This is a genomic window from Rhizobium sp. UBA1881, from assembly GCF_002338015.1.
GTDB lineage: Bacteria > Pseudomonadota > Alphaproteobacteria > Rhizobiales > Rhizobiaceae > Rhizobium.
The window spans coordinates 15562-36206 of record NZ_DDHH01000192.1; the positions used below are offsets into that span (position 1 = coordinate 15562).

The 20645-nt window shown below is 62.3% G+C and carries 19 protein-coding genes and 1 tRNA gene; 12 read left to right on the top strand and 8 right to left on the bottom strand.

Going from position 1 to position 20645, the window contains the following annotated elements; all coding sequences use genetic code 11:
* The first annotated feature begins 164 nt into the window (after positions 1 to 164).
* Positions 165 to 1283 (top strand): RES family NAD+ phosphorylase, encoded by a 1119-nt coding sequence (locus tag B3605_RS23715; protein ID WP_112944962.1) that lies wholly within the window; start codon positions 165 to 167, stop codon positions 1281 to 1283.
* A 327-nt stretch (positions 1284 to 1610) separates the two neighbouring features.
* Here the strand turns inward: B3605_RS23715 and B3605_RS23720 are convergent.
* A tRNA-Leu gene (locus B3605_RS23720) sits at positions 1611 to 1697 on the bottom strand.
* Positions 1698 to 1881: 184 nt separating this feature from the next.
* On the opposite strand from B3605_RS23720, the gene B3605_RS23725 reads away from it, so the two are divergent.
* Complete coding sequence (locus B3605_RS23725; protein WP_112945018.1) at positions 1882 to 2340, top strand: BA14K family protein; 459 nt, start codon at positions 1882 to 1884, stop codon at positions 2338 to 2340.
* Between the two features lie 27 nt (positions 2341 to 2367).
* Here the strand turns inward: B3605_RS23725 and B3605_RS23730 are convergent, their stop codons facing one another.
* Complete coding sequence (locus B3605_RS23730; protein WP_112944963.1) at positions 2368 to 2664, bottom strand: SelT/SelW/SelH family protein; 297 nt, start codon at positions 2662 to 2664, stop codon at positions 2368 to 2370.
* 139 nt (positions 2665 to 2803) lie between these two features.
* Between B3605_RS23730 and B3605_RS23735 the strand changes: the two genes are divergently transcribed.
* Complete coding sequence (locus B3605_RS23735; RefSeq protein ID WP_296436488.1) at positions 2804 to 3541, top strand: type 1 glutamine amidotransferase; 738 nt, start codon at positions 2804 to 2806, stop codon at positions 3539 to 3541.
* 62 nt (positions 3542 to 3603) lie between these two features.
* On the opposite strand, the gene B3605_RS23740 is transcribed toward B3605_RS23735, so the two are convergent.
* The 4 genes from B3605_RS23740 to B3605_RS23755 all read right to left on the bottom strand — a co-directional run bounded on the left by B3605_RS23740 (position 3604) and on the right by B3605_RS23755 (position 7786).
* A complete protein-coding gene (locus B3605_RS23740; protein ID WP_112945020.1) occupies positions 3604 to 4878 on the bottom strand; it encodes a Gfo/Idh/MocA family protein in 1275 nt (424 codons plus the stop codon).
* 50 nt (positions 4879 to 4928) lie between these two features.
* Positions 4929 to 5756, bottom strand: coding sequence for a sugar phosphate isomerase/epimerase family protein (locus tag B3605_RS23745; RefSeq protein ID WP_112944964.1), 828 nt, complete (start codon positions 5754 to 5756; stop codon positions 4929 to 4931).
* A gap of 77 nt (positions 5757 to 5833) precedes the next feature.
* Positions 5834 to 6982, bottom strand: a complete 1149-nt coding sequence (locus B3605_RS23750) for a Gfo/Idh/MocA family protein (protein WP_112944965.1) — start codon at positions 6980 to 6982, stop codon at positions 5834 to 5836.
* 135 nt (positions 6983 to 7117) lie between these two features.
* A complete protein-coding gene (locus tag B3605_RS23755) occupies positions 7118 to 7786 on the bottom strand; it encodes a TetR/AcrR family transcriptional regulator (RefSeq protein ID WP_112944966.1) in 669 nt (222 codons plus the stop codon).
* Between the two features lie 201 nt (positions 7787 to 7987).
* Between B3605_RS23755 and B3605_RS23760 the strand changes: the two genes are divergently transcribed.
* The 7 genes from B3605_RS23760 to B3605_RS23790 all read left to right on the top strand — a co-directional run bounded on the left by B3605_RS23760 (position 7988) and on the right by B3605_RS23790 (position 16745).
* Positions 7988 to 9274 (top strand): ABC transporter substrate-binding protein, encoded by a 1287-nt coding sequence (locus B3605_RS23760; protein ID WP_018899145.1) that lies wholly within the window; start codon positions 7988 to 7990, stop codon positions 9272 to 9274.
* Between the two features lie 5 nt (positions 9275 to 9279).
* Complete coding sequence (locus B3605_RS23765; protein WP_026283119.1) at positions 9280 to 10242, top strand: carbohydrate ABC transporter permease; 963 nt, start codon at positions 9280 to 9282, stop codon at positions 10240 to 10242.
* Positions 10235 to 11119: a carbohydrate ABC transporter permease gene (locus tag B3605_RS23770; protein ID WP_018899143.1), complete on the top strand. Its 885-nt coding sequence runs from the start codon at positions 10235 to 10237 to the stop codon at positions 11117 to 11119. The genes B3605_RS23765 and B3605_RS23770 overlap by 8 nt, the downstream gene beginning before the upstream one ends.
* 37 nt (positions 11120 to 11156) lie before the next feature.
* Positions 11157 to 12230 carry a Gfo/Idh/MocA family protein gene (locus tag B3605_RS23775; RefSeq protein WP_112944967.1) on the top strand — a complete coding sequence of 358 codons (1074 nt, stop codon included), beginning with the start codon at positions 11157 to 11159 and terminating at the stop codon, positions 12228 to 12230.
* A gap of 35 nt (positions 12231 to 12265) precedes the next feature.
* On the top strand, positions 12266 to 13345 hold the full coding sequence (locus B3605_RS23780; protein WP_112944968.1) for an ABC transporter ATP-binding protein: 1080 nt from the start codon (positions 12266 to 12268) through the stop codon (positions 13343 to 13345).
* 78 nt (positions 13346 to 13423) lie between these two features.
* The gene (locus tag B3605_RS23785; protein ID WP_112944969.1) at positions 13424 to 14293 is read left to right on the top strand and encodes a phosphotransferase; all 870 of its coding nucleotides are present in this window, start codon (positions 13424 to 13426) and stop codon (positions 14291 to 14293) included.
* 1 nt (position 14294) lies between these two features.
* Complete coding sequence (locus tag B3605_RS23790; protein WP_296436460.1) at positions 14295 to 16745, top strand: GcvT family protein; 2451 nt, start codon at positions 14295 to 14297, stop codon at positions 16743 to 16745.
* A gap of 18 nt (positions 16746 to 16763) precedes the next feature.
* Here the strand turns inward: B3605_RS23790 and B3605_RS23795 are convergent, their stop codons facing one another.
* Positions 16764 to 18218 (bottom strand): mannitol dehydrogenase family protein, encoded by a 1455-nt coding sequence (locus B3605_RS23795; protein ID WP_112944970.1) that lies wholly within the window; start codon positions 18216 to 18218, stop codon positions 16764 to 16766.
* Positions 18215 to 19630: a glucuronate isomerase gene (gene uxaC, locus B3605_RS23800; protein ID WP_112944971.1), complete on the bottom strand. Its 1416-nt coding sequence runs from the start codon at positions 19628 to 19630 to the stop codon at positions 18215 to 18217. The genes B3605_RS23795 and uxaC overlap by 4 nt, the downstream gene beginning before the upstream one ends.
* 193 nt (positions 19631 to 19823) lie before the next feature.
* On the opposite strand from uxaC, the gene B3605_RS23805 reads away from it, so the two are divergent.
* Together B3605_RS23805 and B3605_RS23810 are read left to right on the top strand one after the other, a co-directional pair.
* Positions 19824 to 20033, top strand: coding sequence for a SlyX family protein (locus B3605_RS23805; protein ID WP_112944972.1), 210 nt, complete (start codon positions 19824 to 19826; stop codon positions 20031 to 20033).
* 113 nt (positions 20034 to 20146) lie between these two features.
* The gene (locus B3605_RS23810; RefSeq protein WP_112944973.1) at positions 20147 to 20593 is read left to right on the top strand and encodes a PACE efflux transporter; all 447 of its coding nucleotides are present in this window, start codon (positions 20147 to 20149) and stop codon (positions 20591 to 20593) included.
* The last annotated feature ends 52 nt before the right edge of the window (positions 20594 to 20645 follow it).

Here is a 20645-nt window from a genome sequence, read left to right on the forward strand (position 1 = left end):
TACTATTGATTTTACTTAATAAATCAGACTTTTCCGAAATGTTCTCGCCTTAGAATTGTGTGAAAATTAAATCGGCAGACCAAGCGACGCAGTTCGCGGCGAATAACACTATTGATAGACCAAAGAATCACGTAGCCAATACAATTCACTCGAAGGTCAGTGCTATGCACCTCCGGACGATCACAAAATTCCTTAAGACCCAAATCGCAAGGGTAACATCTTCCTCACCAAAATTGCTGGCGTGTTCGAATTGCTTTTCAGACCGTGGGCTGAGATTTGATGCCGAACGGTTCGGTCAAAAGTGCTCGTCAGCTTGCCCCAACTGCGGGGCGACCGGCTACGGCCAACTGACAAGCGAGCAATTGCTCGGCCTATCCCATCGCTTTTTCGTGTGGGGCTCGATTAAGAGAGCCGACTACGGCGCCGCGCCTTCGGTCCAGTTCAACGACGTTCAATCGACCTCCATTGAAGTGGAGCCTTGGCTGAGGCCAGATGTTGCGCTTTTGGAGCGCCTACTAGGGATAGGGTTCTTTTATTACGGACCGCGACTGTGGATGGTCGGGGAAGTCGAACCGCTGAAAGACTTGAAAAGGAAGAAGCAGCGCGGTCGCATTTTAAAGAGGATACTTACTGAGTATCCAGTGCGGTCAGTTGGTCCTGCTGACTCCTTCTTCCGCGTCCGCATAAATCCATCGGTTCCAAATGATCCGATGCAGTACGATAGCCCGCCCGTCGCCTTTTCTGGCAATGGGAGACTTGATTCCACGAGGCACCCAATTCTCTACGGTTCTTCAGACCTCGAGATTTGCGTTCACGAATGCCGTGTGTCCGCTGAAGACGAAGTCTTTGCGGCCACTTTCGCCCCACTCAGGGAATTGCGTCTACTTGACCTATCGGCGCTCTTGCCTGAGGAAGATGGCGTTACGGAGTTCGACAGCCTAGATATGGCTGTGCATATGTTGTTCCTTGCTGGCAAGCACGCTTACGACATAACAAGAGCGATTTCCGAAGCCGCGCAGAAAGCAGGATTCGATGGGGTGATCTACCCATCCTACTTTAGCTTGTTGCGTACCGGCGCAATGCCTTTTGAAACTACTTTCGGGATATCGCATCGCAGGATAGAGCAGATGCAAATGCGGGAACAGGACAAGTCAATCCAGAACATTGCCTTATTTGGCCGACCCATCGCCGAAGGCAAGATATCTGTGGGCTGCATCAACCGGGTGATCATCAGTAGAGTCGCTTACGGATTTCATTTTGGCCCGACGCTTCCAGAGAGCTAGGGTGACACGTTTTGGTCGCCGCAACTACCCGCAGTTTTGCGCCGTCTGTACGGTGGCTCACGATATCGATATATGGGATCAGCGCATCAATTTTCAGGTCTGATACCAGCCATCGCCTCAGCCTGAGTAACTGCTTAAATTCACCTTGATCTAGGACGTTGCGGCGCGCTGCCGGTATCCGGCACAACAATCCAAAGACCCGGATTCAATAAGCCGGACGCAAATGAAGACAAGCCCCGTGAGGGCTTCCGGTGAACCGGAAAGCGTATCGAAGATATCTGCTAAGTCTTGAAATAGTTGAGGAATCTATGTTTCTCAAAAATGGAATGGTGCCCAGAAGAGGACTCGAACCTCCACACCCTTTCGGGTACCAGCACCTGAAGCTGGCGCGTCTACCAATTCCGCCATCTGGGCGACGGAGAGCCATGTACGGGGGTGGCCCGTTGGTGTCAACAGGGTTTTTGAAGTTTTTCTGACACCACGCAAAAAAGTCTAAGGCGAAGGCCGGGAAAGGTGGGTTTTTGGGCGTTGGGGGATTTCGGGCGATGCCAAGAAAGCTTGGGCGCACTATATGTCATTCAAGGAAAAGGATGGTGCGATGCGCGTTTTTCAGAAATTGCCGGTTGTTGTGATTCTATCCGTCATGCCGTTCAGCCAGGTTTCGGCCATGCCGATGGCGCCTGCTCCCGAAAATATCGGCAATCGCGATATCATCCGCGTGCAGACCATGTGCGATTTTCGCGGCTGCTTCACCTTCGGCAAGACGCAATCGTTCACGCCATCCTACATACAGCCGAACTACCGGCCGCCGACTGCGACCGGACCCACCTATTATCGCCCGCGCGAAATGGGCCCGGCGCCGCAATACTACAACCCGCAGCCGCCGACGCGCTACCGGCCATCGCAGCCACAGACGCGGACCGCGCGGCCGAACACGCCCGATCGCAACTTCCATGTCGATTGGTGCCGCAATCAATATCGCAGCTACAATCCCAGGACGGATCGCTTCGTCACCTATGAGGGGATCTACAAGACCTGCAACTCGCCTTACGATTAGGAGCGAACTGAGCCTGCCGGGTGTGGCTCAGCTTTCCTTCGAAGTCCTGTCGGTGTGGCCGAGGTCGCGGTCGGGGTCGATGATATCGCGGATGCGCTGCTTCAGCTCCTTGGGGCCGGGAAAGCCGCCGTCGCGCTTGCGCTCCCATATCAGCTCATCATCGACGCGGATCTCGAAATTGCCGCCGGTGCCGGGGATGAGCGCCACTTCACCGAGGCTGTCGGTGAACGTCTGCAGCAGTTCCTGCGCCATCCAGCCGGCGCGCAGCAGCCAGTTGCACTGGGTGCAATAAAGAATGGTCACGCGGGCTTTTTTCTCTGTCATGGGGGCTTTCCGTGAGGCTTCGGGCATGTCGTTCCAGTTGCGCCGAGCTTACGAAGTGACCGGATGCTGCGCAACGGATATTGCAATGCACGATGGCTTGGTGTTCTTCCTGTCGCTCAAAGGAAGACAGGAGATGCCGATGCGGGTTGCCGTGGTCGAAAACATGAAGAACACGTCGCTGGGTTCGCTCGGCATCGCGCTGGCCGAGGCCAATGCCGAGCTCGACATCTACCAGCCTTATCTCGACGGCCGGCTGCCGCAGAGCATCTTCGAGCATGACGCGCTTGTCTTTCTCGGCGGGGAGCAGGATGCGCTCGACGATGTGAACTATCCCTACCTGCCGGCGCTTGCGCGGCTGATGCAGCGCTTTTGCGAGGCGGGCAAGGCGGTCATGGGCATATGCCTGGGATCGCAGATCCTGGCGCGTGCCTATGGCGCGGAAAACCATCTCGGCCGGCAGCTGGAATTCGGCTGGAAACCCGTCGAGATGACGGAGGAGGGAAAGGCCGATCCGCTGCTTTCGGGTCTCGATGCCGATTTCACCACCTTCGAGTGGCACAGCGATACGTTTACGTTGCCTGAGGGCGCCTGCCTGCTGGCGACCAGCCCGCTTGTGCGCAACCAGGCCTTCCGGCTTGGCCGGGCGACTTATGGCACGCAGTTTCATTTCGAGGCCAGCCGCGCGGTGGTCGAAGGGTGGACGACGGGCTTCGAGGCGACGATCGAGCGGATGGAGCCCGGCTGGCTGAAGCGCCATCCCGATCTCGCTCCCGTGGATGGCGCCGCGGCCGATGCCAGCGGCCTTCAGATCGCGCGCAACTGGGTTGCGATGATCGAGGTCGCGACCGCGAAGGCACCGGTCGCCGCCAACGCCTGAGGATAGGGCCGATGGCGTCAGCTATCGGCTTACATCAACCCGCCTTCGTCGGCCGGCTTGCCTCAACCCGCTTTCAAGTCCGGGCTTGCATCGCCGCCCGTGAGCTCCGGCATCAAATCGGCGATCTTGACCACCTTGCCGCTGCGCGCACTCGACAGTGCCGCGATCCCCGTCAGCACCGACATGGCGCCGGCGCGGGTGCCGGCGCGCTGGCCAAGGCGGTCTTCCATGCCGGGCTTGAAGATCATGTTGCGCATGCGGTCGTCGCCGCCATAGTGGCCGCCGGAGAAATGCGGCACGACGATGCGCTCGACCGGCGCCCTGCCCTTCGGAAAATTGCGGATCAGGAGGATCGTATCCTCATCCGGCGTTTCCCATGGCTGCTTTTCGAACTGGCGCAGCTCAATCCGCCCCTCGGTGCCGTTGAAGGCGATGTGGTGGCCTTCGATCGGCTGGAAGGTGTTCAGCGAATAGGAGACGTGGACGTTGTTGCGGTAGCGCAGGCTGACGACCATGGTGTCGGGGATATCGATATCTTCGCGATAGACGCAGCCATCGCGGAAATAGCCGTCGATCTCGGAGGGGTCTTCATAGAGCGCGTCGAGGAAGGGATCGGCCTCGAGATCGAGGTAGTAATCGCATTCCCCGGTGTGCGGACAGAGCTTGCAGCGCGGGCCGCGGAACGGGCCTTTGCGGCCGTAATTCTGCAGGTCGGCAAACGAGGTGACGGCTTCGGGGTCGCTGTCGAGATACCAGTTCAGGAGATCGAAGTGGTGGGTGGCCTTGTGGACGAAGAGGCTGCCGGAATTTTCCGTATAGGCGTGCCAGCGCCGGAAATAATCGGCGCCGTGCTTGGTGTCGAGATACCAATGGAAATCGACGGAGGTGACGCGGCCGATCTCGCCTGAGGAGAGCAGCTCCTTGATTTTGGCCGCCGTCGGCGCGTAGCGATAGTTGAAGGAGACGTCGACGCGCTTGCCGCTGCGCTTTTCGGCATCGAGGATGCGGCGGATCTTATCGACGGCTGTGGTCATCGGCTTTTCGGTGATGACGTCGATGCCCGCCTCCAGCGCCCGCACGACGATGTCGTCATGGGTATAATCGGGCGTGCAGACGATGACCATGTCGACCTGCTGTTCGGCAAGCATGGCGTCGATATTCTCATAGATCGGGGCGTTGCTGCCGATCATGGTGCGGGCGCGTTCGGCGCGCAGCGAATTGGTATCGACGATCGCCACCAGATCCACATGCTCGCGCCAGCCGCCCAGCAATTCCTTGCCCCACATGGTCGTTCCGCGATTTCCGGTGCCTATCAGTGCGAAGCGGCGTTTCTCCATCGAATGATCCTCCTTCATGCGTGCGGAAACGGGTATGTTGTTTTGCCGGCTCAAATCCGGCAGCAGTCGTGGAAGCGCTCGACGCAGGTGCGGAGCACCTCGTCGGCCGGGCGTTTCCACCAGTTCTCCGCCGAGAATATCTCGACCTCCTGCGCGCCATAAAACCCGGCGTCCTCCACCATCCGTCTTATGCCCTTCAGGTCGATGACGCCATCGCCCATCATGCCGCGATCGGTCAGCATGTCCCGCGTCGGGACCAGCCAATCGCAGATGTGGTGCGCGAGAATGAGCTTCAGCTGACCCGCGCGGGCGATCTGGCGTGCGAGATCGGGGTCCCACCAGACATGGTAGACGTCGATCGCAACGCCCACCCCCTCGCCCAGCGTCTCGCACATGTCGAGCGCCTGTCCGAGCGTGTTCACGCAGGATCGGTCGGCGGCATACATGGGATGGAGCGGCTCGATCGCCAGCGGCACGCCGCTCGCGCGGGCATGCGGCAGCGTGGCGGCGATGCCATCCGCCACCATGTTGCGCGCCTCATCGATATTCTTCGAGCCGCCGGCGAGCCCGCCAACCACGAGCACGAGGCAATCGGCGCCCAGAGCGGCGGCCTCATCGACAGCGCGCTTGTTGTCGTCGATCGCGGATTGGCGATCCGCCGCCGTGGCTGCAGGAAAGAAACCGCCGCGGCAAAGGCCGGTGAGCTTGATGCGGTTTTGGCGGACGATGCGCACCGCCTCGTCGAGCCCCACCTTGGCGACCTGATCGCGCCAGGGGGCGATCGAGGTGATGCCGTGTTTCAGGCAGAGATCGACCGCTTCGGCGAAGCCACATTGCTCGCGTATGGTCGCGAGATTGATGGATAGATCGTCTACCATGCTTGCCGTGCCCCACTTACATGCGGGGCAACAGGCGCGATCACCATCAGTGCATAGCGCGCTATATCGGGCATGGCTCAGAACTCCAGCGCGGGCACATCGAGCCAACGGCGTTCGGCCCAGGATTTCAGCCCGAGTTCGGCGAGCTGCACGCCCTTGGCGCCGGCTTCCAGACCATAGGGCCAGGGCGCATCCTCGGCGACATGGCGCAGGAACATCTCCCACTGCGCCTTGAAGCCGTTGTCGAAGGCCTGCGTGTCGGGCACCTCGTCCCAGGTCTTGTAGAAATCGATCGTCTGCGGCTGGTCGGGGTTCCAGACGGGCTTGGGCGTATTGACGCGATGCTGGGTCCAGCATTTCGTCAGCCCGGCGACGGCCGAACCGTGGGTGCCATCAACCTGGAAGGTGACGAGATCGTCGCGGCGCACACGCACTGCCCAGGACGAATTGATATGGGCGATCGCCCCGCCTTCAAGCTCGAAAGTGGCATAGGCGGCGTCATCGGTGTCGCAATGATAGGGCTTGCCCTGTTCGTCGACGCGGGTGCCGATATGGGTGGCGCCGAGGCAGGAGACCGACTTGACCTCGCCAAAGAGATTGTCGAGCACATAGCGCCAGTGGCAGAGCATGTCGAGAATGATGCCGCCGCCATCGGCCTTGCGGTAGTTCCAGGAGGGGCGCTGCGCCGGCACGCCCCAATCGCCCTCGAAGACCCAGTAGCCGAACTCGCCGCGCACGGAGAGGATCTTGCCGAAGAAGCCACTGTCGCGCAGCAGCGCCAGCTTGCGCAGGCCGGGCAGGAAAAGCTTGTCCTGCACGACACCATGCTTGAGCCCCGAGGCGCGCGCCTTGCGGGCAAGCGCGATGGCGACTTCGAGATCATCCGAGATCGGCTTTTCGCAATAGACGTGCTTGCCGGCGTCGAGTGCACGCGACAAAAGCTCGGCGCGCATCAGCGTGGTGCCGGCATCGAAGAAGATCTGGTCGTCGGGATTTTTGAGGGCCGCGTCGAGATCGGTCGACCAGCGCTTGATGCCGTGGCGCTTTGCCAGCTCCTCCATCTTGGCGGCGTTGCGGCCAACGATGATGGGGTCGATCTCGAGCTTTTCGCCTGATTTCAGCGTCAGGCCACCCTGATCGCGGATCGCCAATATCGAGCGGACGAGGTGCTGATTGTAGCCCATGCGGCCCGTTACGCCGTGCAGAATTATTCCTAGACGTGCCATGTCTGCCTCCCTGCAAAACCGTGTTGCAATGCCGGACGCGCGATGCCGCGCGGCTCCTCCCGGCCAGTAACCAAACAGTTACTTGATGGCAGAGGAGAAGCGGCGCTGTCAATAGCCGGGGCTAAATTTCAGCGATCAGGCTTTGATCGAGGCAAGCGTGACGTGAACGATATGGCGTTCCCAGGCGTCGAGATTGCCCTTCTCCGCAAGGTCGCGGCCGAAGATGGTCGAGAGCGTGTACTGATTGGAAATGTAGAAATAGCCGAGCGAGGCGATGGTCAGATAGACGTTCAGCGGATCGGCGGCATCGATGAAGACGCCCGTCTTCTTGCCGCGATCGAGCACCTCGGTCAGTTCGACGATCAGATGCGAATGAAGCTCCTTCAGTCGCACCGACTGGCGCAGCCAGCGGGCGCGGTGCAGGTTTTCGGTGCCGAGCAGGCTCAGGAATTCGGGGTGCTTGAGAAAATAGCGCCAGGTGAAGAGCGCAAGCTCCGCGATCCCCTCCTCCGGGCTGCGGTCGCCGATATGCAGCTCGCGCTCGGCGGTGCGGATGCCGACATAGGCCTCCTCCAGCACATGCAGATAGAGCTGCTCCTTGTCGCCGAAGTAATGATAGAGCATGCGTTTGTTGGTGCCGGCACGCTCGGCGATGGCATCGACGCGGGCGCCGCCCATGCCGTTTTCAGCGAACTCCCGGGTCGCGGCTTCGAGAATGGCGGCGCGCGTTCGCTCGGGATCGCGCTGCAGGACGCGTTCTTGGGAACGCCGCTTGGCCGGTTTCTTCTCTCCGCTGCCATCCATCCCTATTACCCTTTCCTTTAAACCTCGCGCTCATAGTTGTTTATGAACAGATTGTAAAAAACCAAGCCTGACGATCCCGCCACCACATGTCGCTTGACAGTCCCGGTGCTTCTTCATAGCTTGTAACCAAATAGTTATTTGTTGCAAGAGAAACCAGCCGGGAGCGTGTGGAGGCGCTCCCCAAGGGAGGAGGAAAAACAGATGACGTTTCGTGTGAGCAGACGCAATTTCGTTGCGGGGGGAGCCACGCTTCTTTCGCTGTCCGCACTGGGGCCAGGGGCTTTTGCCGCCGATGCCCGACTGCGGCTCTTGTGGTGGGGTTCGCAACCGCGCGCCGACCGCACCAACAAGGTTTCGGATCTCTACAAGGCCAAGAATTCAGGCACGTCGATAACAGGCGAGTTCCTCGGCTGGAGCGATTACTGGCCGCGCCTGGCGACGCAGGTCGCCGGCCGCAACGCGCCCGACGTGATCCAGATGGATTACCGCTATATCGTCGAATATGCGCGGCGCGGCGCGCTTGCGCCGCTTGAATCCTACATGCCGTCGAAGCTCAATCTCGACGATTTCGATCCGGCACAGATCGAGGGCGGCAAGGTCGACGGCCATCTCTATGGCGTCAGCCTCGGCGCAAACTCGGCCGCAACCGTCGTCAATACGGTGGCGCTGCAGGAAGCCGGCGTCGAGATGCCGACAAACAAGACGACCTGGGAAGAGCTCGGCAAGATGGGCGCCGAGATCACCAAGGCGGGCAAGCGCAAGGGCTTCTTCGGCTTTGCCGACGGCAGCGGCGCGGAGCCGCTGTTCGAAAACTACGTGCGGCAGCGCGGCAAGGCGCTCTACACGGCGGATTCGAAGATCGCCTTCGGCGCCGACGACGCCTCCGAATGGTTCGACATGTGGGCCAAGTTCCGCGAGGCGCAAGCCTGCGTGCCGCCCGATGTGCAGGCGCTCTACAAGGACACGATCGACACCGCGCCGCTGACGCTCGGCAAGGCTGCGATCGACTATGCGCACAGCAACCAGTTCGTCGGCTTCCAGGCCGTGGTCAAGGACAAGCTGACACTCAACAACTACCCGCTGATCAAGGCGGATTCGAAGGGCGGTCACTACCGCAAGCCGTCGATGTTCTTCTCGGTCTCGGCGCAGTCCAAGGCACTCGAACAGGCCGTCGACTACGTCAACTTCTTCGTCAAGGATCCGGAAGCCGCCAAGGTGCTCGACGTCGAGCGCGGCATCCCGGAATCCAAGGCGATGCGTGATGTCGTGGCCGGCATGCTCGACGATGTCGGCAAGATCCCGCTGAACTATGTGGCCAATCTCGGCGATCTCGCCGGGCCGCTGCCGCCGCCGCCTCCTTCAGGTGCCGGCGAAGGCCAGACCGTTCTGCGCCAGCTTGCCGAGCAAGTCGCCTTCGGCCAGGTCACGCCAGCCGATGCCGGCAAACAGCTTGTCGACGAGATCACGCGCCTTCTCGCGCGGGGTTGACCGACATGAGCAATGCGATGCGCGCGACGGCTGACCGGGCCGCGACGGCGGAGCAGTATCAGGGAGTGGTCGCCGACAGCCGTTGGCGACGCCTCCTTGCCGCCAACGGACCTGGATATCTCTTTCTTCTTCCATGGCTGCTCGGCTTCCTGGGGTTGACGCTCGGGCCGGCGCTGGTGTCGCTCTACCTGTCGTTCACGGATTTCGACATGATCCGCTCGCCCGAATGGGTGGGGGCTGCGAACTATGTGCGCATCACCACCGCGGACCCGAAGTTCGCGGCGGCGATGAAGGTGACGCTGACCTATGTGGTGCTGTCGGTGCCGTTCAAGCTGATCTTCGCGCTTCTGGTGGCGATGGCGCTCAACAAGGGGGTGCGGGGGCTGACGTTCTACCGCGCCGTCTTCTATCTTCCGTCGCTGCTTGGCGGCAGCGTGGCGATCGCCGTGCTCTGGCGGCAGCTCTTTGCCGGTGACGGCCTGGTCAACGCCGCGCTCTCGCATATCGGCATCCAAGGACCGAGCTGGATCTCGCATCCGAGCTACTCGATCTATACGCTTGTCGCGCTCAGCGTCTGGCAGTTCGGCTCGCCGATGATCATCTTCCTCGCCGGACTGAGGCAGATTCCGACCGACATGTACGAGGCGGCCAGCCTCGACGGGGCCTCGAAGTTCCGGCAATTCTACAAGATCACCCTGCCGCTGCTGACACCCGTCATCTTCTTCAACGCCGTGGTGCAGACGATCGACGCCTTCAAGGCGTTCACGCCGGCCTTCATCATCTCCGGCGGGTCGGGCGGGCCGATCAATTCGACGCTGTTCTACACGCTCTATCTCTATCAGGAGGCGTTCGGGAACTTCCGCATGGGCTATGCTTCCGCTCTTGCATGGATCCTGGTGCTGATCATCGCCGTGTTCACCGCCTTCTCGTTCCTGTCCTCACGCTACTGGGTGCATTACGATGACTAACGGGATCACATCCGCGGTCGCCGCGCCGCCATCCGACATCACCAAGCGCAGCCTGCCGGCCTCGATCGTCGTTCACACGCTGCTGATCATGGCCTCGCTGCTGATGCTCTATCCGCTCTTGTGGATGGTGTCGGCCTCGGTGCGGCCGGAGAACGAGATCTTCTCGTCGACCTCGCTCATCCCGTCGTCGATCGATTTCACATCCTACGTACGCGGCTGGAGCGGGCTCGACATCACCTTCGGGCGGTTCTTCTGGAACTCGCTGGTGATTTCGCTTCTGACGGTGACCGGCAATGTGGTCGCCTGCTCGCTGGCGGCTTACGCCTTCGCGCGGCTGCGCTTTGCCGGGCGGAACTTCTGGTTCGCAATCATGCTTGGCACGCTGATGATCCCCTATCACGTGACGCTGATCCCGCAATATGTGCTGTTTCTCAACCTCGGCTGGGTGAACACCATCCTGCCGCTGGTCGTGCCGAAGTTTCTCGCCAGTGACGCCTTCTTCATCTTCCTGATGGTGCAGTTCTTCCGCGGCATCCCGCGCGAGCTCGACGAGGCGGCGATGATGGACGGCTGCAGCGCCTGGCGGATCTACTGGAAGATCATGCTGCCGCTCTCGCTGCCGGTGCTGGCGACGGCGGCGATCTTCTCCTTCATCTGGACCTGGGACGATTTCTTCGGGCCGCTGATCTACCTCAACGACATGGACACCTACACGATCCAGCTCGGCCTGCGCACCTTCGTCGATTCGAGCAGTACATCGGACTGGGGCGGGCTGTTCGCCATGTCGACGCTGACGCTGGTGCCGGTGTTCTTCTTCTTCCTGTTCTTCCAGCGGCTGTTGATCGACGGCATCGCCACGACGGGCATGAAGCGTTGAGACCGGCCGCAATGAACATGCCAAAGAGACCTGCCCCATGAGCATAAAGAGAGTTGCGATCATCGGCTGCGGCATCGGACGCTCGCATATCGTCGAAGGCTACCTGCCGCATCCCGACAAGTTCGAGGTGGCTGTTCTCTGCGACCTCAACGAAGCACGCCTTGCCGAGGTGGCCGACGAGTTCGGGATCGCCGGGCGCACAACATCCTTCGCCGAGGTTCTCGCCGACGAGAGCATCGACATCGTGGACATCTGCACGCCGCCAGGCATCCATCTCGAGCAGGTGGTGGCGGCCCTTCAGGCGGGCAAGCATGTGATCTGCGAGAAGCCGCTGACCGGGTCTCTCGCGGGCGTCGACGAGATCATGCGCGTCGAAAAGACCGCCAAGGGCGTGCTGATGCCGATCTTCCAGTATCGCTACGGCGACGGCGTGGAGAAGGCGAAGCGGATCATCGAGGCGGGGATTGCGGGCAAGCCCTATATGGGCTCGGTCGAGACCTTCTGGCTGCGCACGCCTGCCTATTACGCCGTTCCATGGCGCGGCAAGTGGGCAACCGAGCTTGGCGGCGTGCTGGTGACGCATGCGCTGCACCTGCACGACATGCTGCTGCACCTGATGGGACCGGCGACACGCGTCTTCGGCCGCGTCGCGACCCGCGTCAACGACATCGAGGTCGAGGACTGCGCCTCGGCGAGCCTGCAAATGGAAAACGGTGCCTTCGTCTCGCTTTCCTGTACGCTTGGCTCGCAGCAGGAAATCAGCCGGCTGAGGCTGCATTTCGAGAACGTCACCTTCGAGAGCAACCACGAGGCCTATTCGCCGGGCAAGGACCCATGGACGATCCTTGCCGCCAATGACGAGGTGCAGCGCCGGATCGACGCCGTGATCGGCGACTGGCAGCCGGTGGCGCCACGCTTCACCACGCAGATGGCGCACTTCCACGCCCATCTCGAAGGCAACGGCCCGCTGCCCGTCAGCACGCAGGATGCGCGGCGGGCGCTGGAATTGGTGACCGCCATCTATCAATCGTCGGACAGCGGCCAGGACATCGCCCTGCCCGTCGGACCCGACAGCCCGAAATACGCCGACTGGCGCGCAAGAACCCGGTAATGGACAGACAAGAACGAGATAAGGAAAACCAAGAGATGGCAACAAGCGTCGTTCTTCAGAAGGTCGAGAAACGCTATGGCGCGCTTGACGTCATCCACGGCATCGATCTCGCGATCGATCCCGGCGAATTCGTCGTCTTCGTCGGCCCTTCCGGCTGCGGCAAGTCCACGCTGCTTCGGATGATCGCCGGGCTGGAGGAAATCTCCGGCGGCGCGCTGATGCTCGACAACGAGCGGATGAACGAGGTGGCGCCGGCCAAGCGCGGGATCGCCATGGTGTTCCAGTCCTACGCGCTCTATCCGCACATGTCCGTCTACAAGAACCTCGCCTTCGGGCTGGAGACGGCGGGCTACAAGAAGGCCGATATCGAGCCGAAGGTGCAGCGGGCAGCACAGATCCTGCAGATCGAGAAGCTTCTGCAGCGCAAGCCGAAGGCGCTTTCGGGCGGACAGCGGCAGCGCGTCGCGATCGGCCGCGCCATCGTGCGCGAACCGCGCATCTTCCTGTTCGACGAGCCACTCTCCAACCTCGACGCGGAACTGCGCGTGCAAATGCGCGTGGAAATCTCGCGGCTGCACCGCAGCCTGGGGAATACGATGATTTACGTCACCCACGACCAGGTGGAAGCCATGACCATGGCCGACAAGATCGTGGTGCTGAATTCCGGGCGCATCGAGCAGGTGGGCGCGCCGCTCGACCTCTACAACGACCCCGCCAATCGCTTCGTCGCCGGCTTCATCGGCAGCCCGAAGATGAACTTCCTGCAGGGCAAGATCGAAAGCGTCGGCGGCAACGAGACGACGATCAACGTCTGCGGCAACAGCGTGCGGCTGCCGCGCCGCGTGACCGCGCAGGCGGGAGAAAACGTGACCTTCGGCATCCGCCCGGAGCATCTGTCGCTGATCGACAAGGGCGGTATCGCGCTCTCGTCCGTCAACATCGACCTTCTGGAAAACCTCGGCGGCGCGACGATGCTCTACACGACGACGCCGGACAAGCAGCAGCTGACGATCGCGCTCGACGGGCAGCAGAAGGTGGAGCGCGGCGCCAACGTCACCGCCTATTTCGACCCGGCGCGCTGTCATGTCTTCGACGGCGCGGGCTCGACGATCTAGCTCGGCCATTTACCCCGCTTGACAGCACAGCCCGCTCTGGCCAAGATTTCAATAGGATAAGGCCGCGAGGGGGACAGCGTGACGCCTGAAGACCGGATACATGCGCTTGGCATATGGAATGGTCCGATCGATATCTCGGCGATCACGGGAGGCATCACCAACCGCAACTATCTGGTCCGCGACGGCACGCTGAGGCGGGTCGTGCGGCTGGGCGACGATATCCCCGTCCACCACATCAGCCGATCGAACGAACTGGCGGCGAGCAAGGCGGCGCATGCGGCCGGGCTTTCGCCCGCGGTGATCCACCACGCGCCGGGCGTGCTGGTGCTCGACTATATCGAGTCAAAAGCGCTAACGCCCGAGGACTTGCGCGACGCCGGGACGCTGCAGCGCGTGATCCCGCTGGTGCGCGCCTGCCATCATGATATCGCACGCGAATTTCGCGGCACGGCCACGATCTTCTGGGTGTTTCATGTGGTGCGCGACTATATCGCGACGCTCGATGCCGCCGGCAGCCCCTATCATCAGCTGTTTTCCGATCTCCTGATCAAGGCGGAGCGGCTGGAGCAGGCGGCCGGGCCGTTCGAGATCGCCTTCGGCCACAACGACATGCTGGCCGCCAATTTTCTCGACGACGGCAAAAGGCTCTGGCTGATCGACTGGGACTATGCCGGCTTCAACACGCCGCTCTTCGATCTCGGTGGGCTCGCCTCCAACAACGAATTTTCCGAGGATGCGGAGCGGGCAATGCTGGAGGCCTATTACCAGGCACCGCTGACGCCCGATATCTGGCGGCGCTACCAGGCGATGAAATGCGCCTCTCTCTTGCGCGAGATGCTGTGGAGCATGGTGTCGGAAATCCATTCGACCATCGATTTCGACTACGCCGCCTATACTGCCGAAAACCGCGCGCGCTTCGAGCGCGCCTATGCCGAACAGGATCAATGACATGACGAAGGAATTGCCCAGGACCGCCAAGGTTGTCGTCATCGGCGGCGGCATCATCGGCTGCTCGACGGCTTATCATCTCGGCAAGCTCGGCTTGACCGACACCGTGCTCTTGGAACGCAAGAAGCTGACCTCTGGCACCACCTTCCATGCCGCCGGCCTCGTCGGCCAGTTACGCACCAGCGCCAATATCACCCAGCTGCTCGGCTATTCCGTCGATCTCTACAAGCGGCTCGAAGCCGAGACCGGGCTCGGGACCGGCTGGAAGATGAATGGCGGGCTGCGGCTTGCCTGCAACGAGGAACGCTGGACAGAGGTGAAGCGGCAGGCGACCACGGCGCAATCCTTCGGGCTCGACATGCAGCTCCTGACCCCGCAGGAAGCCTTCGATCTCTGGCCGCTGATGACGATCGACGACCTGATCGGCGCCGCCTATCTCCCAACCGATGGCCAAGCCAATCCTTCCGACATCACGCAGGCGCTCGCAAAGGGCGCGCGCATGGCCGGCGTCTCGATCTTCGAGGATACCGAGGTGCTCGACCTCGAGATCGACAAGGGCCGCATCCGCGCCGTCATCACCGGGCAGGGCCGCATCGAATGCGAGCGCGTCGTCGTCTGCGCCGGGCAATGGACGCGCAGTTTCGCGGCCCGCTTCGGCGTCAACGTGCCGCTGGTCTCGGTCGAGCACCAGTACATCATAACCGAATCCTTCGGCGTGCCCTCCAACCTGCCGACGCTGCGCGATCCCGACCGGCTGACCTATTACAAGGAAGAGGTGGGCGGCATCGTGATGGGCGGCTACGAGCCGAACCCGATCCCCTGGGCGACATCTGGCATCCCCGATGGTTTCCACTACACCCTGCTCGACAGCAATTTCGATCATTTCGAGCAGATCATGGAGCAGGCGCTCGGCCGCGTGCCTGATCTCGAGAATGTCGGCGTGAAGCAGCTGTTGAACGGGCCGGAGAGCTTTACGCCTGACGGCAACTTCATTCTAGGCGAAGCGCCGAAACTCAGGAACTTCTTCGTCGGCGCCGGCTTCAATGCCTTCGGCATCGCATCTGCCGGCGGCGCCGGGATGGCGCTGGCGGAGTGGGTCTCCAAGGGCGAGCCGCCCTACGATCTCTGGCCGGTCGACATCCGCCGCTTCGGCCGCCCGCATTTCGACACCGACTGGGTGCGCACCCGCACGCTGGAAGCCTATGGCAAGCACTACACGCTGGCCTTCCCCTTCGAGGAATATGCAAGCGGCCGCCCGTGCCGCAAATCGCCGCTCTACGACCGGCTGAAGGCGCAGGGCGCCTGCTTCGGCGAGAAGCTCGGCTGGGAGCGACCGAACTGGTTCGCCGATCTCTTCGCCAACGAGGAACCGAAAGACGTCTACAGCTACGAGCGGCAGAACTGGTTCGAGGCGGTGGGCCGCGAGCACAGGGCGGTGCGCGAGGCAGCGGTGATCTTCGATCAGACCTCGTTCGCCAAGTTCACGCTGAAGGGCCGCGACGCGGAAAAAGCACTGTCCTGGATCGCCGCCAACGATGTGGCCAAGCCGGTGGGCTCGCTCGTCTACACGCAGATGCTGAACGACAAGGGCGGCATCGAATGCGACCTCACCTGCGCGCGCATCGCCGAGGACGAATATTACATCGTCACCGGCACGGGCTTCGCGACCCACGACTTCGACTGGATAGCCCGCAATATTCCAGACGACATGCATGCCGAACTGGTCGATGTGACCTCGGCCTATTCGGTGCTGGCGCTGATGGGGCCGAATGCGCGCGCGGTGCTGGAGAAGGTGACAAGCAGCGACGTCTCCAACGCCGCCTTCCCCTTCGGCCGCGTGAAAACCATCGGCATCGCCGGCTGCCCGGTCAGGGCGCTGCGCATCACCTATGTCGGCGAACTCGGCTACGAGCTGCATGTGCCGATCGAGTACGCCACGACCGTCTATGACGCGCTGATGGCGGCGGGCGCTCCGCTGCATCTCGTCAATGCCGGCTATCGCGCGATCGAAAGCTGCCGGCTGGAAAAGGGCTACCGCGCCTGGGGCTCGGATATCGGGCCCGACCATACACCGATCGAAGCCGGGCTCGGCTGGGCGGTGAAGACGAAGAAGACCACGCCGTTCCGCGGCCGCGAGGCGATCGAGCGGCAGCTGGCATCGGGCGTCAAGAAGATGCTCGCCTGCTTCGTGCCTGATGATCCCGACGTGGTGCTGCTCGGCCGCGAGACGATTTACCGCGACGGCAAGCGCGTCGGCTGGCTCTCTAGCGGTGGCTTCGGCTATACGGTGGGCAAGCCGATCGGCTACGGCTATGTGCGCAACGCCGAGGGTGTGAGCGAGGATTTCGTGCTGTCGGGCCAGTATGAGCTCGATGTCGCACGGGTGCGGGTGCCGTGCAAGGTGTCGCTGACGCCGCTCTATGATCCGGGGATGGAAAGGGTCAAGGCGTAAACCTTCTACCCGCTCCAATCAGAACAGCGGCAGCTTGTTGTCCTGGATGAGGATGTCGAGCTTGTTGGCTACATCCTCGGTCCAGGCGAGGTTTTCGGTGAGCGCCACCGGAAACAGCCCAGGGAGCGTGAACAGCGCGGCGGCGACGGCGCCGCCGTTGCGGGGGACGTCGGCCAGCAATGCGGCGATCTCGGCGGCTCGGGGGTCGCGGAGTTCGTAGGCCTTGCCGTTGCGGTCGATGCCGAGCGCGTAGCGCATCCAGGCGGCGACGGCGATGGCGTAGGTTTCGGCCTTGCTGCCATCGGCGAGCGCTTCCGTGGCCGGTTCCAGCAGGCGCTGCGGCAGCTTCTGGGTGCCGTCCATGGCGATCTGGTAGGTGCGGTGGGCGATCGCCTTGTTTGCAAAGCGGGCTGTCAATTCGTCGGCATAGGCTTCCAGATCGATGCCGGGAACCGGATCGAGCGTGGCGGCGGCGGCGTTCATGTGGCGGCGCGCGAGGGCGGCTAAGCCGGTATCGTCCATCACGTCGCGGATGAATTCATAGCCGCCGATATAACCGAGATAGGCGAGCAGCGAATGCGCGCCGTTCAGCATGCGCAGCTTCATCTTCTCATAGGCAGAGACATCCTCGACCATCAGCGCGCCGGCCTTTTCCCATTGCGGGCGGCCATTGGCGAAGCTGTCCTCGATAACCCACTGCGTGAAGGGCTCGGTCTCGATCGCGACAAGATCGACGCGGCCGATGAGCGTTTCGGCGTCGCGATAGGTGGCCTCGGTGCTGGCGGGCGTGATGCGGTCGACCATGGTCGAGGGGAACGGGACGTTGCTCTCGATCCACGCCTTGAGCTCGGGATCGACGCGGCCGGCGAAATCGAGGACGAGGCGCTTCAAGACGGCGCCGTTGCTTGGAAGGTTGTCGCAGCTGAGAGGAGTGAAGGGTGCTGCGCCCTTGGCGCGGCGGCGGGCGAGGCCCTCGACGAGATAGCCGATGACGCCGCGGGGCGCGTGGCGGTTTTGAAGGTCGGCTGCGACATCCGCATGCTTGAGATCGAGACCGCCGGTGGCGGCATCGAAGCCATAGGCCTTTTCCGTCACCGTCAGGCTGACAATGCGGATGGCGGGGTCTTCGAGCCGCGCCAGCAGTTCGTCGGGATTGCGGGTCGCGACATGCGCCTTGAGGATTGGCCCCATGACATGCGCGACCGTGCCTTCGGTGTCGCGCACCAGCATGGTGTAGAGGCCGTTCTGCTCGTTCAGATGATCGGCGACATCGGCGGTGCGCAGGCTTGCCACCTCGATCCCCCAATCGCCGCCGCCAAGCGCCAGCGCCGCATCCGTATAGGGCGTGAAGTGGGCGCGGAAGAAGGCGCCGGGGCCGAGGTGCAGGATGCCCGGCTTCAGCACATCCCGGTTGAAGGCGGGAAGCTTGGCTGTATGTGCAAGGCCGGTGAGGCGCGTCAGTCGTTCGGTCACAGCTTGTAGGCCTTCTTGGCGTTGCCGTAGGAGAGATCGGCGGCGGCGATTGCCGCATCCTGGCGCGAGATCCGGTGCTCGGCGGCCAGCGTCGCGAGGAAGCCGCAGACTTCGCGGCGCCAGACATCGTGGCGGGCGGGGATGGAGAGCAGCGCGCGGGTATCGTCGTTGAAGCCGGCCATGTTGGCGAAGCCTGCGGTCTCGACCACCTGGTCGAGATAGCGGCGAATGCCGGCCGGGCTGTCGTGAAACCACCAGGGCGGGCCGATCATCAAGCAGGGCCAGTGGCCGGCCATCGGCGCCAGCTCGCGGGCATAGGTGGTTTCGTCGAGCGTGAAGAGCAGGACGCGGAGACCCGGCGCATGGCCGTATTTCGCCAGAAGTGCCGAGAGCCCGCCGACCCAATCGGTCGGCGTCGGGATATCGGCGCCCATGTTCGGCCCGCGCGTCTGGAAGAGTTCGCGGTCGGTGTTACGGCGCGATCCGGCGTGGATCTGCATGACCATGCCGTCTTCCGCCGAAAGTCCCGCCATCTCGGTCAGCATCTGACCACGGAAAAGCTCGGCCTCGCCAGCCTCCAGCGTGCCCTTGTGCGCCCGGTCGAGCAGCCGCTGCTTGTCGGAATGCGGGAGATCGGCGGTGAAGGCGGTGGGGACGCCGTGGTCGGTGGCGGTGGCGCCGAACTGGCGGAAATAGGCGCGGCGCTTGCGATGCGCCTCGATCAGGCCATCCCAGCTTGCGACGTCGCAACCGGTGAGCTCACCGAGCTTCGCGAGATTTTCGCGGAAGCCGACGGCATCGGGATCGGTGACACTATCGGGGCGATAGGTGGTGCGCACACGGCCGATCCAGCCGTCCTCTGCCATCTTCTGGTGGTGCGGCAGTTGGTCGAGCGCGCCCTCGGTGGTGGCGATCGTTTCGATGCCGAAGCGCTTGTGCAGCGCGCGCGGGCGGAACTCCGGCAGGGCCAGCTGCGCGTTGATGTGATCGTAGAGCGCATCGGCATTCCCTGATGTCAGCGGCTCCTCGCAGCCGAGCACGGCCGACATGGCGTGATCGACCCAGAGGCTCGACGGCGTGCCGCGGAAGAGATGATAATGCGCGGCGAAGGTGCGCCAGATGTCGCGGCCGGACGAAACGGGCTTGCCGTCGAGGCGGGGAACGCCGAGCTCGTCGAGCTTGACGCCGACGCTGTGCAGCATGCGGAAGAGATAGTGATCGGGAATGACGAGCAGCGAGGCGGCGTCCTCGAAGGGCTTGTCGTCGGCGAACCAAGAGGGTTCGGTGTGCCCGTGCGGGCTGACGATCGGGAGCCCGCTGACGCTCTCGTAAAGCTCGCGCGCTATGCTGCGCGTTGCCGGATCGGCCGGAAAGAGCCGGTCCGGATGCAGAAATCCATTGCCGATATCCATCTGTATTCCTCCCTGGTGCCTATCGGCCTAGCGCACAAAAAAAGATGCGGCAAGGGCTTTTAGTAACCAAACGGTTCACTTTGTGAATCGGCAGCGGCCCCTCTCGAAACGATTGACCTTGCGGCCTATTTCCGCTTTGGAGAGCGCAATCACATGACCGGTTCATCTGGCCGGTCGTGGCAAGGAGAGCCCGATGTCTGATCAGACCGATCGTATCACCCAACTCGAGGAAACCGTCGCCCATCAGGCAAAGACGATCGAGGAACTGTCCGATCAGCTGACGGAGCAGTGGAAGGTGGTCGAGCAGACGCGCGCTAAGCTGGACCGGCTGACCGAGCGCTTCCTTTCGCTCGAGGAACAAGCGCTGGAAGCACCCGCGATCACCCGGCCGCCGCACTACTGATCGTCCCGGCCTTGCCCTTTGCGGGCGAGATCACTATATCAGCGCTGCGAGGACGACCTCCCCCTTCTGGGCAAAAACTCGGGACGACCCGAACTATCCCACAGGGGTTATTCATGCGATCCACATCCGACCGTATTCGTCACGCCGTCAGCTTCGAACTCATTGGCCTTGCCCTTGTCACGCCTCTCGGCGCGCTGGCCTTCGGCATGCCTGTTGCCGATATCGGCGTCGTCGGCGTTGCCGGCGCCACGATCGCCACGGGCTGGAACTATCTCTACAATCTCGGCTTCGACCATGTGATGCAGCGCCTCACGGGCGGAACGAAGAAGAGCCTTGCCGTGCGCGTGCTCCATGCCGTGCTGTTCGAGGGTGGTCTGCTTGTGGCGCTCTTGCCGCTGATTGCCTGGTATCTCGGCGTCAGCCTGCTGCAGGCCTTCATGATGGACGTGTCCTTCGCGCTTTTCTATCTGGTCTATGCCTTCGTCTTCAATCTGGCCTATGACCGGATTTTCCCGCTGCCGGACTGGCAGGAGAAGGCGCCGGAGGCCGCGCGCGGCTGATCGGCGACACGCCGCGCCAAATGGCGTGGTTTGCGATCGCGGATTTCGGGTC

Bases quoted from the DNA above. Each gene is read 5' to 3' on its own strand.
- B3605_RS23770 (WP_018899143.1), top strand. From the start codon at position 10,235: ATGACTAACGGGATCACATCCGCGGTCGCCGCGCCGCCATCCGACATC.
- B3605_RS23765 (WP_026283119.1), top strand. From the start codon at position 9,280: ATGAGCAATGCGATGCGCGCGACGGCTGACCGGGCCGCGACGGCGGAG.
- B3605_RS23810 (WP_112944973.1), top strand. From the start codon at position 20,147: ATGCGATCCACATCCGACCGTATTCGTCACGCCGTCAGCTTCGAACTC.
- B3605_RS23740 (WP_112945020.1), bottom strand. From the start codon at position 4,878: ATGGAGAAACGCCGCTTCGCACTGATAGGCACCGGAAATCGCGGAACG.
- B3605_RS23755 (WP_112944966.1), bottom strand. From the start codon at position 7,786: ATGGATGGCAGCGGAGAGAAGAAACCGGCCAAGCGGCGTTCCCAAGAA.
- B3605_RS23780 (WP_112944968.1), top strand. From the start codon at position 12,266: ATGGCAACAAGCGTCGTTCTTCAGAAGGTCGAGAAACGCTATGGCGCG.
- B3605_RS23760 (WP_018899145.1), top strand. From the start codon at position 7,988: ATGACGTTTCGTGTGAGCAGACGCAATTTCGTTGCGGGGGGAGCCACG.
- uxaC (WP_112944971.1), bottom strand. From the start codon at position 19,630: ATGGATATCGGCAATGGATTTCTGCATCCGGACCGGCTCTTTCCGGCC.
- B3605_RS23745 (WP_112944964.1), bottom strand. From the start codon at position 5,756: ATGGTAGACGATCTATCCATCAATCTCGCGACCATACGCGAGCAATGT.
- B3605_RS23715 (WP_112944962.1), top strand. From the start codon at position 165: ATGCACCTCCGGACGATCACAAAATTCCTTAAGACCCAAATCGCAAGG.
- B3605_RS23730 (WP_112944963.1), bottom strand. From the start codon at position 2,664: ATGACAGAGAAAAAAGCCCGCGTGACCATTCTTTATTGCACCCAGTGC.
- B3605_RS23775 (WP_112944967.1), top strand. From the start codon at position 11,157: ATGAGCATAAAGAGAGTTGCGATCATCGGCTGCGGCATCGGACGCTCG.
- B3605_RS23790 (WP_296436460.1), top strand. From the start codon at position 14,295: ATGACGAAGGAATTGCCCAGGACCGCCAAGGTTGTCGTCATCGGCGGC.
- B3605_RS23750 (WP_112944965.1), bottom strand. From the start codon at position 6,982: ATGGCACGTCTAGGAATAATTCTGCACGGCGTAACGGGCCGCATGGGC.
- B3605_RS23805 (WP_112944972.1), top strand. From the start codon at position 19,824: ATGTCTGATCAGACCGATCGTATCACCCAACTCGAGGAAACCGTCGCC.
- B3605_RS23735 (WP_296436488.1), top strand. From the start codon at position 2,804: ATGCGGGTTGCCGTGGTCGAAAACATGAAGAACACGTCGCTGGGTTCG.
- B3605_RS23725 (WP_112945018.1), top strand. From the start codon at position 1,882: ATGCGCGTTTTTCAGAAATTGCCGGTTGTTGTGATTCTATCCGTCATG.